This window comes from Mangrovimonas xylaniphaga (assembly GCF_001280435.1).
Classification (GTDB): Bacteria; Bacteroidota; Bacteroidia; order Flavobacteriales; family Flavobacteriaceae; genus Mangrovimonas_A; species Mangrovimonas_A xylaniphaga.
In genome coordinates this window covers 1,960,006-1,972,795 of the sequence record NZ_LBIP01000013.1, presented here as the reverse complement: position 1 = coordinate 1,972,795, position 12,790 = coordinate 1,960,006, and the positions used below count along the sequence as shown (strand labels likewise).

The window sequence follows — 12,790 nt, the reverse complement described above, 5'->3', positions numbered from 1 at the left end:
TTATATCCCGATATATTAAAATCACTCCTCAAAGTTTTTATGCTGCCCCATATTTTCAACCAACTTTAAAAATCTAGGTTCGTTCCTTAGTTCTTTAAAATCGTAATTGTTTTTCATTCGTGGCATCAAAAGTTCCCTAGCTTCATAGCTCTTCTCCAAACACTCCAAAGCTTTTTCATAATTTTTAGCCAAACAGTATAAAGTTCCCAATTTATAGTAAGGTTCCCCACTTTTAAATTCTAACCGATCGGCATAGGCCCTTAACACCGCCTCCATACCTCCATTTTTAAACAACAGATCAATTTGCGCCATATCATCTTCATTGACCGATTCCATTTTCTTGAAACAGTTCAGCGCCTCTTCTTGATCCTCCAACCACATTAAATTTTTCATACAGAAAGTATAGTCCGGTATTCCAGAAATTTCTGCCGACTTAGTTTGTTCTTCTAAAGCTCTTTTAAAATTGCCTGTATTGTAAAACACCATGGCGCTTATGCTATTTCCAACTCGCGAATTGGGGTTGTACTTTAACGCCAGGTCAATCTGCTCCCTTGCCTCTCTATTTCTTCCCAAAATGTCCAACAACTCAGCATAATATTGATGCCCCGTAGCATACTGAGGATCTATGGAAACAGCCTTTTTCAACTCTTCTTCTGCCATTTCCCAATTCCAATCATACCAAGCTAAAATCCCCCCTAACGTAGCATGGGCAGAAGCGTCCTTGGAATCTAAATTCAATGCCATATCCACATACTTTCGGGCTTTAGCGATCCCCATTTCCACATCATACCAACCCCACCAAACCATGATAAAATAGGCATCGGCCAAACCTGCATAAGCCAAGGCATAATGAGGATCTATTTCTATAGCCTTTTCAAAATAATAAATGCTTTTCTTCAAATCCTCCTCTGTACGTCGGTGCCAAAAAAAACGTCCTTTTAAATAGGTATTGAAGGCTTCAAAGTTTTTAGGTGCTTTAGTTTGATGTATTCTATCCTTATTTGGACCAATAGTCACTTTAAGCTGTTTGGCCACGTCCTGAGCAATCGCACCCTGCAACTCAAAGATATCCTCATAGGCCCGCTCATAATTTTGAGACCAAAGATGCCTGTCCTCCTTGGCATCGATCAATTGAAGAATAATTTGTGTTTTATCGGCATACCGCTGAACACTGCCTTCCAATATATAGGACACGTTGAGCGCCTTTGAAATTTCAGGGATGGTTCTGGTAGTTCCCCTGTAATGTTCCATGGTAGTCCTGGAAATGACATTTAGCCCATCTACATGAGACAATTGACTCGTGATCATGTCCATAATACCATCGGAGAAATATTGGTTGGACGGGTCTTCGCTCAAATTTCTAAAGGGCAGCACCGCCAGGGACAATGGTTGATTTTTAGGACTGATATACCACAAATTGAAAATCACCAAGCCTGCCACAAAGGTAGCCATTACTACTACCCAAATTCTTTGACCTACACTGGAAGAACGCTCATCGGGTATGGATTGTTGTTTCAATCTATCCACATTATTAATTGAATTGAGCGATTTCAATTCACCTGGAGAACATTTGTAATGGTCGTGAAAGCATTTAATAAAATAGGAAGGACTGTTAAACCCCACAGCATAGGACACTTCGGAAACGGTTGAGACATTATTTTCCAAAAGCGTGTGTGCCTTCTCAAGACGAAACGACCTGATAAATTTACTGGCCGACATTCCTTTTAGAGTTTGCAATTTTCGGTGCAGTTGAGACCTGCTAATTCCCGCCTCTGAAGCCAACTCCTTCACTCCAAAGTTCTCATCCTGATAGTTCTCTTCTAAAATCCCATACAGCTTTTCAATAAAAGCTTGATTCATTGATATCAGCGGATCCATATCCCCACATGTCTTTAAGCAATCTCAATGATTGCAAACCAGTTCCCCAATTCAGCTAATGTGCTGATTCTAAAATTACTAAAAATTAAAAAAAGCTTTGACCTGCATTGCTTCTTTTTCATCAACCTTAAGGATGTGAATTTATCGTATACCACGGAATAAACCACTTTTGTTACAGGGTTTGCAACATAGTTTAAGTTGCATGCAACATGTATTTTCCCAAAATAAACACGTCCGCAATACCTTTATATACACGAATAATCAAAAACATAACCATATAAAATTTAAGCATCATGAAACCACTTTCTCTATTCCTTTCGGCATGCACCCTGTTGTTGAGCTTCACAGCATGCGACACCCAAGAAACCGATATGATAAGCAACGAAAGCGCCACTCAAGCCAAGATGGCTAATGGCTCTGTAGAAAAACCATTAAAATTGATTTTTTTCACCAAGCGAAATTATAGTTTGACTGGGGAGGGTTATTGTACCGAAGCCCCATTCGTTGGATTTAATTACCAAGTTGGTGCTGGAACAGGCACCCATTTAGGAAACTTTAGCGTTACCATTAAATTTTGCGAAGCTGGTTTGACCTATACCAATGTTGATGGCGTGCTGATAGCTGCCAATGGAGATGAGCTGTATTTTACCAATCCCGATGACGGATCCTACGGTGAAGTCATGATTATTGACGATCCTTTTTATGAAGGTTATTTTGAAGATCCTATTGTTTTTAATGGAGGTACTGGCAGATTTGAAGGCGCCACTGGAAATGCCACTTTTAATAGTTATGTCAATTCCTTTGATGATGACGGAAATTTCATCCCCGAATTCCAAACAGACCACCAAGTTACAGGCACCTTGGTTCTCCCCAAAGCCAACAAATAGTTGAACCAGACGAATAAATTCTGTAAAAGTCCCGATGGCATTTTATCTTTAAAGTGGTATCGGGACTTATTTTTCCCTCAGTCCGGTTAACAATAAGGGACATTAAAAAATCTCAGCCTTCATTATTTAAATTTATATCACTCTTCTAAAAATCAAACATTTAAAATTTCGTAACTTTATATAAATCAGGATCTTAAATTGTTTCCAACATGAAGTTACATTACTTTTTACTAGGCATATTTCTGATTTTTAGCTGTTCAAGTGAAGATGATGAAAGTTGCACCTATGAAATCTCCTATTTTACAGATTGTGAATGCACCTATGAAGAGCAATCCTGCTTAAAAATTGCCTTCATATACAAAAACGAATTGGAGCGGCTAAGGGATATTTATGTAGCTGAAGGTAGCCATTGTGTATATGTTGAAAATATAAGCACCACAACCAGACAGAGCCTATCGGGCTACATCAAAAAAATTCCAGATGAATGCTATGAAATGGATTGGATTCAAATTACCCAATAATACTAATTAGACTCCTCTCACCGAGCCCCTTTACTTTTATATAAAATCCCTCCTCTAGACAAAGCTGAAAGAATCTCCTTAATGATTGTTGAAAAATCCGTTAGGTTAGAGAAAAAAAAATACTTAATTTAGTGACTACAAACTATTTACATTTTTTAAAGCCCTACATCACACCATACACGGTGCATAAACTCAAACCTCATTTAAACATGTAATTAATGAGTTTAACTTATAACTTTAAATTATGAATAAATTAACTTTATTATTTGTCTCTGCTCTACTATTTAGTGCGGCAAGTGTTTTCGGACAAGCTAGAAGCGAATTGAACTTTGGCTTTGTGGGTGCTAATTATGAAATTCCTATTCACAGGGATATTACCATTGCTCCCGGAGGAGGAACCAGTTTAGATTTTGACTGGTTGAACTTAGGTGTCAAAGGCAACTATTATTTCGACAATTTATTTGGTCTAACTGCTCCTGCTTGGGACGTTTACGGAGGAGCCAATTTTGGATATTCGGTTTATATGGGAAGTGGCCATGACGACAGTGATATTGATTTTGGCCTGCAGATTGGCGGTCGCTGGTTCTGGAATGACAAATGGGGCGTCTATGCAGAAATAGCAGGAGGAAACGTTGCTGGCTTATCTCCTGGTATTGGGTTAACCGTCAAATTATAGATAAAACTAATAACATTAAAAATAAAACAGGGAGCTATAGCTCCCTGTTCTTTTTATCTCAATTTCCATCATATTCTATAATCCAATTCATATCTATCAGTTCCTTCAGTGTCAACTCACTCCAAATAAAATCTTCTCCATTTTCCACAATTTCCTCCCAAGGAGTATTATTAATTACCTCTTCATCAAATATCCATACATACAGTATTCCATCATCAGAAAGCAATTCAGAATACAGCTGTAATGTTTTTAATTTTCTTCATTCATTATTGGATAAGAATATCTCTATTCAACTACTCCCCATAAGGAGGAAACTGCTTAACACCTGACATATCCGGATTAGGCGGATATTCAATTTGAAAATTGAGATTTTCTAGACCCTGAACACTTAAATCATACCTTTTTAAGACCAGGTAGTTATCCCTAATTTCAGTCCAACCTAAATTAGATAATTCATTTTGATCAAAAATATAGATAGAAAGAGTATCTCGTTCTAATCTGTCAATTCTTGCTTGCCATTTCTCTGAATTACCCAGAAAAGTGTTTGTCTGTGCAGCTACAATTCCAAAAGTTAAATCATCTTTATTTAAAGGTAATATAGTGTCATTATAGATAATTGGAGAATACTCATCCCCAAAATGATATTTAATATTATTTTCGGAACTGTTATAAACTACTATTGTATAGATGCGGTCCATATAAATACCGTCACAATTGCAGATCATTAAAAACAAAATACCCAAAAGGTAGCGGCTCGTATATTTCATAACATGAAATTATAAAAAATACATTACAAATTGAACTTTTGCATTACTGCTAAAAAATTTAGTAACGTCTATAAAGCACATAGCTACACTTGAGGAGAAAATTGACAAATTGGGCGCTTATTAAAGAACCGAAAACACCCCTAAAACAAAAAGCATCCCAATCTTCAATTAAGAAAAAAGGAAAGCTTCTCATTGGTAAGTCTCATACTTAGGAGAGACATAATCACTAACATTAACAACCTTCTTAAACAGCTATAGGTTTAATTCTATTATACACCAATGGATATGTAAGAATTATATGTAGTTTTGTCGAAATAAATAGAATGGATATAATAACATTTCATTTTATCCATCCGTTAAAAAACATAAAAAAATTAACTCAATGAGAAAATTTAATTTATCACTTGCCACTTTTTTAGCGTTTTTAATTTTTGCCTGTTCAGCTGAGAACAATAATGATTCCCAAGAAAAAAATTCAACAAAATTACTTCTAAAAGTTACAGAAAATAATTATAAAGCAAACCTCTTTTTTTATAACGACGATTTATCTATAGATAAAATTGAACATTATGTTTACCCTGAAAACCCAACCAAGCCCCAAAACATAAAATATTTTTATTACGAAAACGGCAGGCTAGACAGTACAGCAACCAAAACTGGAAACAATGTTGATTTAAAATATTCAGAAAAATATATCTATACGAATAATCAGCTGCATGAAATACACGCTCAGAGCCATTATAGCTCAGGAATATTTGAATATAAAATACGCCTGTTTTATATAGACGATTTAGTACATAAAATTGAATATTATCAAGATGATTCTAGTCTTTTACTTTCTGAACAAATTTTTGAATATGACGGTGATGATAACATAGTAAAAAGTACCTATATCGCATCACATACTAATAATTATAATGACGGATTTCGTGAATATACATATGATGATAAAAATAGTCCTTATATCAACATTAATCCAATGCACTTATCTACACAATGGATCGGATATTTTAAATTTATTCCGACAAAAAACAATCCAACAAAAAAAGTAACAACTTCTCTATTCAATAATGAAGTTACTTCTGAAGAAAACTACACCAATATTTACGATAATGATGGTTATTTAATTAGCTCAAATAAATTCACTTATGAGTACAACAACTGAATACTGCCCGTAACACAATTTACAATTCATTGCTATCTTATAATTGCTATCTTATAATTGCTATCTTACTTTCTTAACCCTGAAAATTGTGCGTATTTTCAAGCAACAAACCACACGCAAACTACTGAAAACATTTAAAAAAACATGTTTATTGACAAACACCCCATTAATATGAAAATATTTTCTTGTAGTTTATCCGCATTTATTTTCTTTATACTTATTTCATGTTCAAAAGAAAATACTCCACAAGAACATTCAATATCTACGAACGTAAGCCCTATTGAAGGAGGTTCAATATCACCTAGTTCTGGGACATTTGAAAAATGGACAAACTATTACACTTTCAGCCTCTCCATCAAAATACTACGATTTTGAAAACTGGGATGGAGATGTAACCGGATCTCTGAATCCAATAACAATTACAGTTAATTCTAATAAGACTGTTACTGCAATTTTTGTTAAAATTGATGATGACGAAGATGGAGTTGAAAATAATTTAGATAATTGTCCTGACACCCAAGCTGGAGAAAATGTTAATCCTAATGGCTGTTCCGAATCACAATTGGTTGGAGATAAATTGCAATTGTTTGATAAATTCTGGTATACTGATTATGAATATGCATATCAAAATGCAAAAAAAATTATATATTCAAATGGCACAACAGAGGGCTATTTGAATGACGAATTATTTTACACTGCAGATTGGGTATGGGAAGATGAAAGATTAGGAATTATGAAACTTTACAATGTTGAGGGCACTTATCAACCATATCCTACTTTATGGCAAAAATACTACGACATCAAGGAACATTCTTTTAAAGAAATACAATCATCTGACCAAATTAATTATGGCCCAGAGGTATTATGGACAGATACAGATAATTAATCAATTCTTTAACCCATAATCTATAATAGGTCACAAAATCTAAAGTATAACTCAATTCAAAAAAATTTTATAAAGTGTAGCCATAAGAATAGTCAACACAAAAACAATTACTCACCATGTATAATTCATTTCCTTGATTTTTCTCACAGAAAACCCCACACTTTTGCTATCTTGGTTTTGTCCCCTGAGAATCCTAACGGAATTTCACCTGACAATGCCTATAGAAACCTTAGCCAACCAACTCAATCAAAATGAATAAAGCCTTAAAGTTTAATTTTTTTGCACTAATATTCCTTTGTTGTTATTTTAAATTAAATGCACAAATCACTTTAACCCATAACTGCGGCCCATTAATAAAAACAACAGATCACTCATGTACATATACGAACATTTACTGGGCAAGAGATTTTTTGTTATCTGATTATGGAATTGATTCAAATGAAGATTTAGTTTTAACTGAAGGACAGGTTGCTATAAGTTACACAACATGGGGCACAAGTATAAAGTTTAATATATATGAAATTGACGATAATTTCCCTGATTCATTTTCTACAGCAACTTTAATAGGCAGTAGCCAAGCACAAACCCTCCCTTACACTTCAATTCAAGATCCAAACGCAACAGTTATTACAGTTAATTTTCAAGACCCAATAATTGTCCCGGCAAATGTAGATAGAATCCTAGTTGAAGTTAAAAAACTGGTTACTACCAACGCCTCCTCTCTTGCCCATATTGCTGGCACAACAAATGATACTGGTATCTCATAGTACAGAGGTTGTATTGCCGGTGCAAATTATATAAATTCTGATGAAATCAATCACCCTTTATGGCCCGGCTCCAATTATAATTTTTATATAAATGTATCGGGCTTAGTAAATAGTTCAGTTACTCCTTTTACATTAAATTATACTAATAATTGCTCTGAAACCAACAAAGAGTTCCAACTAAACAATACTAGTAACATAAGTTCCGTTGAATGGGATTTTGGAGACCCAACAACTGGAGTAAACAACAATTCAACACTAGTTTCCCCCTCGCATGACTTTTCTTCCCCTGGCCAATATCCAATTACTGCAACAATTACGCAAACAAATGGAACAACCTATGTTTTAAACGAGAACATTCCTGTGGCAGAACCACCAATTGCCCATCCAATTAATGATATTCATGCATGTGAAGATCTTTTAGGATCAGGAATTTCCTCTAGTTTCAATACGTCTATCATAGAATCACAAATCTTAAACGGACAAACAGGAGTTGTAGTTTCATATTACAACCAAAATGGTAACGAGCTACCAAGCCCATTACCTAATCCCTATACCAATACCCAGCCCAATTCTCAAATAATAACCGCTAGAGTAAGTAATAGCAGTGATTTGTGTTGCTTTACAGAAACTTCATTTAGTTTTATTGCCGACCCACTTCCAAGTTCAATTCAAATTGATGACATCTATTCATGTGACAATGATGAGAATGGTTTTGCTGTATTTGATTTAACTGATGTTCCAAAAGAATTAATGAAAGGGCAATCAGGTTTAACTATTGAATTAGTAGACAATAATAACAGTTTAATTTTAGCCTCAGATTACTATAACTTCACAAATCTTGAAGTTAATAAAGATTATATAAAAGCCATACTAACCAATACAAATACTAATTGCTCATCTGAAACTATTATCAACCTATTAGTTAATGATAACCCTAAACCTAATCAATTACAAATAGTTTATGGCTGTGATGATAATAATGATGGTATTTCTGAATATTTTGACACTTCAAATATAGAAAGTCAAGTCTTAAATGGACTAACGGGAATGACCGTTAATTATTTTGACCAAACAGGTAAAGAATTAACAAGCCCATTACCAACCCCCTATACAAACTCTAATCCATACAGTGAATTAATAACTGTGAGAGTAACCGATAATAATTCAACCTGTTATGCAGAAACTACACTACAACTGCAAACCGTGACGCAACCAAATATTAACCAACCTGATAATTTATATGAATGTGACCAAGGAAATGGATATGCTGAATTTGACACTTCCAAAATAGCGCAACAACTAATTGGCAATCAAATAGGTTTATCCATTGAATACTACGATTCAAATGACAACTTACTTCCAAGTCCTCTACCAGTAGTATTCCAGAACACAGAACCTTTCTCACAAACCATTAATGTTAGGGTCGAAGATACCTCAAATCCCATTTGCTATTCAGAAACATCATTTGATTTAATCGTTAATGAGCTTCCTGAAATTGACTTAGAAGATGAATACTTCATTTGCAATTTGGAGCCATCAATTACATTAAATATAAATTCTGGATTTAATTCATATAATTGGTTCTATGAAGACGGAACTCTAATTTCTAATACAGATAGTGCAGAAATAGCAGAGGAAGGAAATTATACTATCACTGCGACACAAATTGAAAACGGCATAACTTGTGAAAACTCATTTGATTTTAATCTTATTCGCTCTGTATTGCCAGAAATACAACAAGTAAATTTTGGAGATTTAGGAAATAATTATATTGAAATAATAGCTCCTGGTGATGGAGATTTTGAATACTCTATTGGCGGCATAAATTACCAAGACAGTAATTATTTCTCAAATATTGAAGGTGGCATTTACACTGTATCCGTTAGAGACAGGGATGGCTGCGGTCAAGATTCAGAAGAAGTGACAATTATTGATTATCCAAAATTGTTCACCCCAAACAATGATGGTTACAATGATTTTTGGCACATTAAAGGTATCCGCAACTTTCCCCTTTCAAGAATATTAATTTTTGACAGGTACGGAAAATTATTAACCCAATTATCATCAATTGATTCAGGCTGGAACGGAGTCTATAATGGTAAAGAAATGATGTCAAATGATTATTGGTTTAAAGCAGATATGGGTAATGGTCGATTTTTTTACGGGCATTTCTCATTGAAAAGATAACAAACCTAACCATTTCCAAACTTAATCAATAATGGCCTATATTATAAAAAGAAAACACAAACATAGGATAGTGTTAATACCAAATAATAACAGGGGACTAACTACCCCCCTGTTTTTCCAATCTATCTTATTGCTTAACCTTTCCTGAATTACCTCTCCATAATAGTCCTGCGTGGTCTTTATTTAAGTATGCCCAACAGTTTGGTCACATCCAACAACATCATAAAAAAAGACAATAGGCAAATTTCTCTTAACCTAGCAATTAGAGAATTTCAAGTTTTATTTTTCTTACCATCAAACCTATTTATAATTATAAAACACTATCTTTCAATCTATTACCTATTAACACGAATTGTTGAATTTAAATCTAAAACCATGAAATTTAAAACTAATTTCACATTAATTCTCATTTCACTCCTCTTCATTAATTGTAAAAAAGAAAAAGAACCGAATACACCCGAAGAAAAACTACCAACCAGTGAAATTTCTTTGGAAAATGCAACATTGATAGGTGACGAAGACATAACAACTCCCTATGGAAAAATTGTTATGGAACATAATTACATAACAGAAGGCTCGGATGAATTATTTGATGCATTGGATTTCCAAAGAGCTTCCCAAGCTTACATTTGGGCTACACCAATGGTTTCTTTCAAGCAATGGCAAGTAGAACAAGCCAAAACTTTTAACGCAACAAAACTAGGTGATTTTGTGGTTTACAAATCCTTAAAGGAAAAACGAGGCATAGTAACCGCTAACCTTACTACACCTTACGTTATCAATTTCCTGTCACTTGCTGAAGGTTCCATAAAGGTTAAAGTGCCTCAAGGCCCCATGGCAGGCATGTTTTTAGATCTTTGGCAAAGACCTGTAAGTGATATTGGCCAAACTGGGCCAGATCAAGGAAAGGGAGGCACCTATATTATTGCCGGGCCAGAAGATGACCTATCAAAATACCAAGGACAAGCGGACTATGTTTTCCAATCTGAAACCAACAACATTTTTATTGGTGTACGGTTGCTAGATCCAAGTCCAGAATTTGAATCTAAAATTGAAAAGGAAATGCAGGTAGCTCGGGTTGACGGTGGCTACGAATCTATTAGATTTATTAAAGGCGTTGATAAAGAATGGTCTGGCACAGCACCTCGAGGCTTGGAATTCTGGAAATTATTGAGTGAATTATACCAGGAGGAACCTACTAGAAATCAAGACAAAGCATTGGCAGCAATGCTTGAGCCTTTAGGCGTTGCAAAAGGAACCCCATTTGTACCAAATGAAAGACAAAAAAGAATATTACTGGAAGGAGGCGCAATGGGTGAGCTTATGCTTAAAAACATGCAAATGAATCCACGATTTGCTGAACCTTATTGGGAAGGCACAAGTTGGTACAAATCTTTTGACTTTACTGTACCACAAATAACAAAGGATAAAGTTGAATTAGACGAAAGAGCCGTTTGGTTTTACGAAGCCGTAACTTCTTCAGAAGGCATGGTAAATCCAACCCCTGGTAAAGGTCAAGTTTATATGACTGTTAAACGCGATAGTGATAAAAACCTCTTTAGAGCGGACAAAACATATAAATTAACTATTCCCAAAGATGTACCCGTAGCTCAGTTTTGGTCTTTAAGTTTATACAGTGAAAATACTAGAAGAAACTATGATAATGGCGGTACCGAAATAGCATCGGCTAGTTTGGATAGCAAAATGGAACAATTACAATACAACCAGGATGGCAGCGTAGATTTATACATAGGTGCTAAAGCTCCCGAAGGAATGGAAAGCAATTTTATGAAAACAGTTGGTCAAGATGGTTGGTTTGTATATTTCCGCTTATATGCACCTACACAACCATTCTTTGACAAGTCCTTCTCTCTCCCTGATTTTGTAATTGTTAATTAAAAACCAAACGCTAACAACACAATTAGATACTAAACAGGGAAAGCAATTAACTTTCCCTGTTTATCCTATCTATCTCATTACTTAACCGCTCCTGAATTATCTCTCCATAATGGTCTTGTGCAGTCTGGATTTTAGCATGTCCCAACAGCTTTGACACTATATATCCATAGGCACATCATTATACAACAACACAGTGGTTTCAAAGGTCTTTACAGCTATATAATCTCTTGCCTACTGTTCCAGTGTTCAGGATTAATAAAAATCCCTGTGGAAAATTCCTTTCTTTTCAGGAAGTAAGTCACCCTACACTTAACAACTGATTTACCATTCTTGTTTGACCTATTCTTAGCCAGAACAAATAATATTTTCATGATATGGTTCTTCATAATTATATCTAAATTTAAGGTTGATTATTTATTTTAAATGGGATTATGGGTAAAGTAGCGAAAGAATGCATTTTCCTTTATGAAGGATTTAGGGCTTATGTCCCAAAGAAAAAATTGGCAGATTTTGATAATGAATTTCTGAGTAGAAAGTCCTATTCCGTTAAGTTCATGACTGAGCTTATAATTAAGTATGTTAACCTAAAATACTACCACAAAAAGCCCAAGAATGAAAATGACGGCTATCTATTCAATTTCTTCTTGGTAGACTTTTCCCAAAGAAGTTCTAAAACAACTAAAGCCCTTAAAGAGTTTAGAAATACTCCTAGAACAATAGATAGAAGTTTCATGTATTTCAATCCACACCCGAAGTAATTTATGCACACCTACCAGCACACCTTTTAGAAGAAAAAACCTGATAAGTCAGCGTAATTAAGAAATACAAACACCCCTAAAACAAAAAAGCATCCCAATCTTCAATTAAGAAAAAAGGAAAGCTTCTCATTGGCAAGTCTCCTGTTGGGGAGGCTCACAACTCCCAGATTGCCCTGGGAACAACACAACTAAACTTTAGGCCAAAAAAAAGCTCCAATTTCTCGGAGCTTTTAAGGCAATTTTGCGGTCTGGACGGGACTCGAACCCGCGACCCCCTGCGTGACAGGCAGGTATTCTAACCAACTGAACTACCAAACCGTTGCTTCATTGCGGTTGCAAATATACAACCCTTTTTCAATTGCGCAAACATTTTTTGAAGAAAAAATGAAAAAAATTTCA

The 12,790-nt window shown here is 34.9% G+C and carries 13 protein-coding genes, 1 tRNA gene and 1 pseudogene; 10 read left to right on the top strand and 5 right to left on the bottom strand.

Annotated elements, in window-relative coordinates:
• Positions 1-21 precede the first annotated feature (21 nt).
• Positions 22-1,878: a helix-turn-helix domain-containing protein gene (locus tag ZA06_RS08710; RefSeq protein WP_053976976.1), complete on the bottom strand. Its 1,857-nt coding sequence runs from the start codon at positions 1,876-1,878 to the stop codon at positions 22-24.
• A 293-nt stretch (positions 1,879-2,171) separates the two neighbouring features.
• On the opposite strand from ZA06_RS08710, the gene ZA06_RS08705 reads away from it, so the two are divergent.
• The 3 genes from ZA06_RS08705 (at position 2,172) to ZA06_RS08695 (ending at position 3,962) form a co-directional block, all read left to right on the top strand.
• The gene (locus ZA06_RS08705; protein ID WP_157503167.1) at positions 2,172-2,765 is read left to right on the top strand and encodes a hypothetical protein; all 594 of its coding nucleotides are present in this window, start codon (positions 2,172-2,174) and stop codon (positions 2,763-2,765) included.
• Positions 2,766-2,974: 209 nt separating this feature from the next.
• Complete coding sequence (locus tag ZA06_RS08700; protein WP_053976974.1) at positions 2,975-3,286, top strand: hypothetical protein; 312 nt, start codon at positions 2,975-2,977, stop codon at positions 3,284-3,286.
• Between the two features lie 244 nt (positions 3,287-3,530).
• Positions 3,531-3,962 carry a hypothetical protein gene (locus tag ZA06_RS08695; RefSeq protein WP_053976973.1) on the top strand — a complete coding sequence of 144 codons (432 nt, stop codon included), beginning with the start codon at positions 3,531-3,533 and terminating at the stop codon, positions 3,960-3,962.
• Positions 3,963-4,020: 58 nt separating this feature from the next.
• Here ZA06_RS08695 and ZA06_RS16915 read toward each other — a convergent pair whose 3' ends face one another.
• Both ZA06_RS16915 and ZA06_RS08690 read right to left on the bottom strand, forming a co-directional pair.
• A complete protein-coding gene (locus ZA06_RS16915; protein ID WP_157503165.1) occupies positions 4,021-4,188 on the bottom strand; it encodes a hypothetical protein in 168 nt (55 codons plus the stop codon).
• Between the two features lie 67 nt (positions 4,189-4,255).
• The gene (locus tag ZA06_RS08690; protein WP_157503163.1) at positions 4,256-4,729 is read right to left on the bottom strand and encodes a hypothetical protein; all 474 of its coding nucleotides are present in this window, start codon (positions 4,727-4,729) and stop codon (positions 4,256-4,258) included.
• 382 nt (positions 4,730-5,111) lie between these two features.
• Between ZA06_RS08690 and ZA06_RS08685 the strand changes: the two genes are divergently transcribed.
• The 6 genes and pseudogenes from ZA06_RS08685 to ZA06_RS08665 all read left to right on the top strand — a co-directional run bounded on the left by ZA06_RS08685 (position 5,112) and on the right by ZA06_RS08665 (position 11,633).
• Entirely contained in the window at positions 5,112-5,894 is a 783-nt protein-coding gene (locus ZA06_RS08685) for a hypothetical protein (protein WP_053976971.1), read from the top strand.
• A 316-nt stretch (positions 5,895-6,210) separates the two neighbouring features.
• On the top strand, positions 6,211-6,780 hold the full coding sequence (locus ZA06_RS08680) for an InlB B-repeat-containing protein (RefSeq protein ID WP_053976970.1): 570 nt from the start codon (positions 6,211-6,213) through the stop codon (positions 6,778-6,780).
• A gap of 251 nt (positions 6,781-7,031) precedes the next feature.
• Entirely contained in the window at positions 7,032-7,547 is a 516-nt protein-coding gene (locus tag ZA06_RS08675) for a hypothetical protein (RefSeq protein ID WP_053976969.1), read from the top strand.
• Positions 7,548-7,559: 12 nt separating this feature from the next.
• Positions 7,560-7,871, top strand: a pseudogene (locus ZA06_RS17185) (PKD domain-containing protein); the annotation flags it as partial.
• A gap of 36 nt (positions 7,872-7,907) precedes the next feature.
• Positions 7,908-9,734: a T9SS type B sorting domain-containing protein gene (locus ZA06_RS08670; protein WP_053976968.1), complete on the top strand. Its 1,827-nt coding sequence runs from the start codon at positions 7,908-7,910 to the stop codon at positions 9,732-9,734.
• A gap of 375 nt (positions 9,735-10,109) precedes the next feature.
• A complete protein-coding gene (locus tag ZA06_RS08665; protein ID WP_053977110.1) occupies positions 10,110-11,633 on the top strand; it encodes a DUF1214 domain-containing protein in 1,524 nt (507 codons plus the stop codon).
• A 215-nt stretch (positions 11,634-11,848) separates the two neighbouring features.
• Here ZA06_RS08665 and ZA06_RS17265 read toward each other — a convergent pair whose 3' ends face one another.
• The gene (locus ZA06_RS17265; RefSeq protein ID WP_394332252.1) at positions 11,849-12,004 is read right to left on the bottom strand and encodes an Arm DNA-binding domain-containing protein; all 156 of its coding nucleotides are present in this window, start codon (positions 12,002-12,004) and stop codon (positions 11,849-11,851) included.
• Between the two features lie 60 nt (positions 12,005-12,064).
• Here ZA06_RS17265 and ZA06_RS08660 point away from each other — a divergent pair, with 60 nt between their 5' ends.
• The gene (locus ZA06_RS08660) at positions 12,065-12,391 is read left to right on the top strand and encodes a hypothetical protein (protein WP_053976967.1); all 327 of its coding nucleotides are present in this window, start codon (positions 12,065-12,067) and stop codon (positions 12,389-12,391) included.
• A gap of 244 nt (positions 12,392-12,635) precedes the next feature.
• Here ZA06_RS08660 and ZA06_RS08655 read toward each other — a convergent pair.
• A tRNA-Asp gene (locus ZA06_RS08655) sits at positions 12,636-12,709 on the bottom strand.
• Positions 12,710-12,790 lie beyond the last annotated feature (81 nt).

Excerpts from the sequence above, each read along its gene's own strand:
- ZA06_RS08710 (WP_053976976.1), bottom strand. The coding sequence starts at position 1,878 with ATGGATCCGCTGATATCAATGAATCAAGCTTTTATTGAAAAGCTGTAT.
- ZA06_RS08705 (WP_157503167.1), top strand. The coding sequence starts at position 2,172 with ATGAAACCACTTTCTCTATTCCTTTCGGCATGCACCCTGTTGTTGAGC.
- ZA06_RS08700 (WP_053976974.1), top strand. The coding sequence starts at position 2,975 with ATGAAGTTACATTACTTTTTACTAGGCATATTTCTGATTTTTAGCTGT.
- ZA06_RS08695 (WP_053976973.1), top strand. The coding sequence starts at position 3,531 with ATGAATAAATTAACTTTATTATTTGTCTCTGCTCTACTATTTAGTGCG.
- ZA06_RS08690 (WP_157503163.1), bottom strand. The coding sequence starts at position 4,729 with ATGAAATATACGAGCCGCTACCTTTTGGGTATTTTGTTTTTAATGATC.
- ZA06_RS08685 (WP_053976971.1), top strand. The coding sequence starts at position 5,112 with ATGAGAAAATTTAATTTATCACTTGCCACTTTTTTAGCGTTTTTAATT.
- ZA06_RS08675 (WP_053976969.1), top strand. The coding sequence starts at position 7,032 with ATGAATAAAGCCTTAAAGTTTAATTTTTTTGCACTAATATTCCTTTGT.
- ZA06_RS08665 (WP_053977110.1), top strand. The coding sequence starts at position 10,110 with ATGAAATTTAAAACTAATTTCACATTAATTCTCATTTCACTCCTCTTC.
- ZA06_RS17265 (WP_394332252.1), bottom strand. The coding sequence starts at position 12,004 with ATGAAAATATTATTTGTTCTGGCTAAGAATAGGTCAAACAAGAATGGT.
- ZA06_RS08660 (WP_053976967.1), top strand. The coding sequence starts at position 12,065 with ATGGGTAAAGTAGCGAAAGAATGCATTTTCCTTTATGAAGGATTTAGG.